We start from the raw sequence: 3,111 nt of genomic DNA, 5'->3' as shown, positions 1-3,111 counted from the left end.
TAGGTGTCCATGTGATCGGCGTCGATGTTCGTGATGACTTCGATCACCGGGAACAGGTTCAGGAACGACGCATCCGATTCGTCCGCCTCGGCGACGATGAAGTCGCCGGTGCCCAGGCGCGCATTGGCGCCCGCGCTGATCAGCCGGCCGCCGATCACGAAAGTCGGATCGAGCCCGCCCGCGGCGAGCACGCTCGCCACCAGCGACGTCGTCGTGGTCTTGCCATGCGTGCCGGCGATCGCGATGCCCTGCTTCAGGCGCATCAGTTCCGCGAGCATCACCGCGCGCGGCACGATCGGAATGCGCCGATGACGCGCGGCCAGCACTTCCGGGTTATCGCTGCGCACCGCGCTCGACACGACCACCGCGTTCGCGCCGTCGATGTTCTGCGCCGCATGGCCGATCGAAATGCGCGCGCCCAGCGCGGCGAGGCGCTCGGTCACCGCGTTGCCCGACAAGTCCGAGCCACTCACCTGATAGCCGAGGTTGACCAGCACCTCGGCGATACCGCTCATACCGACACCGCCGATGCCGACGAAATGAATGTGTTTGACGATGTGTTTCATTGCTTTCCTTCCGGGCTCGCACCCGCCGTCGACCCTGCCACGCTCGCGCAGATCCGCGCGACCTGTTCGGTGGCATCCGGCTTCGCGAGCGAGCGCGAACGCTCCGCCATGTCCGCGAGACTTTCGCGCGTCTGGCTGCGCAGCCAGTCGGCGAGCTTTTCCGCCGACAGGTCGCGTTGTTGCACGACCAGCGCCGCGCCGTTAGCGGCGAGGAAGGCCGCGTTGGTGGTCTGGTGATCGTCGACCGCGTACGGGAACGGCACGAACAGCGCCGCGACGCCAACTGCCGAAATCTCCGACACCGTCATCGCGCCCGAGCGGCAGATCACCAGATCGGCGTTTTCGTACGCGCTCGTCATGTCGTCGATGAACGGCACCAGTGCGACATCCGGGTGTTCGCCGTTATCGGCTTGCAAGCCCGCTGCCGCGTAGTTCTCGCGCAGCGCGTCGATATGCTTGGCACCCGCCTGATGCACGATGCGCGGACGTTCGTCGCTGTCCAGCAGCGCAACCGCGCGCGGCACCACTTCGTTCAACGCCGCGGCACCGAGACTGCCGCCCACGACCAGCACGTTCAGCGGACCGCTGCGTTGTGCGTAGCGTGCTTTGGGTGCATTCGCGCGCGCAAGTTCCTGACGAATCGGATTACCGGTCCACTCGCCGTGCGGCAACGCATTCGGGAACGCGACGAGCACGCGCTTCGCGAGTTTCGCGAGCACCTTGTTCGCGAGTCCCGCGATCGAATTCTGTTCGTGCAGCACCAGCGGCCGGCCGCTCAGCGCGGTCATCACGCCGGCCGGAAACGTGATGTAGCCGCCCATGCCGAGTACGACGTCCGGCTTCACGCGACGCAGCACGGAGAGGCTCTGCGTGCAGGCGCGCAGCAGGTTCACCGGCAGCATCAGCTTGGTTTTCAGGCCCTTGCCGCGCACGCCGCCAAAGCGCACGTACTCCATTGGAATGCCGTGCTTCGGCACGAGCGTCGCTTCCATGCCCGCGGGATTGCCGAGCCATACGACTTTCCATCCCCACGCCTGCATCAGGTGCGCGACCGCGAGGCCGGGGAACACGTGCCCCCCGGTGCCGCCGGCCATCACCATCAGCGTGCGTTGCTGCGTGAGGGTCATACTTTGCCCCCGCGCATCAACACCCGGTTCTCGTAGTCCACCCGCATCAGCACCGCGATCGCCACGCAGTTCAACAAAATGCCCGAGCCGCCGTAACTGACGAGCGGCAACGTCAGACCCTTGGTCGGCAGCAAGCCGAGGTTCACGCCCATGTTGATGAAAGTCTGCGCGCCGAACCAGATCCCCATGCCCTTCGCGACGAGACCCGCGAACGTGCGATCGAGCGCGAGCGCCTGACGGCCGATCTCGAACGAGCGGCGCACGATCCAGTAGAACATCAGGATCACGACCAGCACGCCGACGAACCCCAACTCCTCGCCGATCACCGCGAGAATGAAGTCGGTATGCGCTTCGGGCAGATAGTTGAGCTTCTCGACGCTGCCGCCGAGCCCGACGCCGAACCACTCGCCGCGCCCGAACGCGATCAGCGAGTGCGTCAACTGATAGGCCTTGCCCTGCGCGTAACGGTCGTCCCACGGATCGAGATACGCGAAAATCCGCTCGCGACGCCACGGCGACGCCCATACCAGCAACGTGAATGTGCCGACCGCGGTCGCGACCAGCCCGCCGAACAGCTTGCCGTTCACGCCGCCGAGGAACAGCACGCCCATCGCGATCGCCGCGATCACCATGAACGCGCCCATGTCCGGTTCGAGCAGCAGCAACATGCCGACGAGGCCGACCGCAACCGCCATCGGCAAGAAGCCCTTCGCGAAGCTGTGCATGTACTCCTGCTTGCGCACCGTGTAGTTCGCCGCGTAGATCGTCACCGCGAGCTTCATGATTTCAGACGGCTGCATGTTCGTGATACCGAGCGGAATCCAACGGCGCGCGCCGTTCACGCCCTTGCCGATGTGCGGAATCAGCACGATCACGAGCGCGACCAGCGAGATCAGGAAGAGCTTCGGCGCGTATTTGTCCCACGTCGAAATCGGCACGCGGAACGCGACGACGCCGATCACACTGCCCATCACGACGAAGATGATCTGGCGCACGAGGAACGCCCAATCGCGATACGACGCGTACTTCGGCGAATCGGGCATCGCGATCGACGCCGAATACACCATCACGATGCCGAGCCCGAGCAATGCGACGACGACCCACAGCAGCGAGTGGTCGTAGTCGAGCATGCGCGAGCGCAGCGGCCGCACGCCGTTGACCGCGCTCGCGAGACCACTGCCGCCCGTGCGTGTGGACGCGCGTGTCGCCGCACCGCCGCTGCCGGCTGCTTCGCGCGTGCCGAAACGTTCCGACCAGCTCATATCATCGTCCCCCGTTCGGCCGCGATGTCTTCCACGGTGCTGCGAAATACCGCGGCACGGTGTGCGTAACCCTTGAACATGTCGAAGCTCGCGCACGCGGGCGACAGCAGCACCGCGTCGCCGGGCTGCGCGAGCGCGCTCGCCGCGCGCGTCGCT

3 protein-coding genes and 1 pseudogene are annotated in these 3,111 nt (G+C 65.8%); all 4 read right to left on the bottom strand.

What is annotated here, in order from left to right; genetic code table 11:
- The coding region (locus VGH68_RS22765; RefSeq protein WP_331605970.1) for a Mur ligase domain-containing protein at positions 1 to 566 on the bottom strand (566 nt) is incomplete at its 3' end.
- Positions 563 to 1,693: an undecaprenyldiphospho-muramoylpentapeptide beta-N-acetylglucosaminyltransferase gene (gene murG / locus VGH68_RS22760; RefSeq protein WP_331605969.1), complete on the bottom strand. Its 1,131-nt coding sequence runs from the start codon at positions 1,691 to 1,693 to the stop codon at positions 563 to 565. The genes VGH68_RS22765 and murG, both read right to left, overlap by 4 nt.
- Positions 1,690 to 2,955, bottom strand: a complete 1,266-nt coding sequence (ftsW, locus tag VGH68_RS22755; protein ID WP_331605968.1) for a putative lipid II flippase FtsW — start codon at positions 2,953 to 2,955, stop codon at positions 1,690 to 1,692. Before ftsW ends, murG begins: the two co-directional genes overlap by 4 nt.
- Positions 2,952 to 3,111: pseudogene (locus VGH68_RS22750) on the bottom strand (UDP-N-acetylmuramoyl-L-alanine--D-glutamate ligase); the annotation flags it as partial. The pseudogene VGH68_RS22750 and the gene ftsW, both read right to left, overlap by 4 nt.

Origin of the sequence: Paraburkholderia sp. (genome assembly GCF_036488505.1) — a bacterium.
Classification (GTDB): domain Bacteria; phylum Pseudomonadota; class Gammaproteobacteria; order Burkholderiales; family Burkholderiaceae; genus Paraburkholderia.
This window is presented reverse-complemented; position numbering and strand designations above follow the sequence as displayed.

What these genes read in the sequence shown, in the direction of transcription:
- ftsW (WP_331605968.1), bottom strand. Translation starts at nt 2,955, where the DNA reads ATGAGCTGGTCGGAACGTTTCGGCACGCGCGAAGCAGCCGGCAGCGGC.
- murG (WP_331605969.1), bottom strand. Translation starts at nt 1,693, where the DNA reads ATGACCCTCACGCAGCAACGCACGCTGATGGTGATGGCCGGCGGCACC.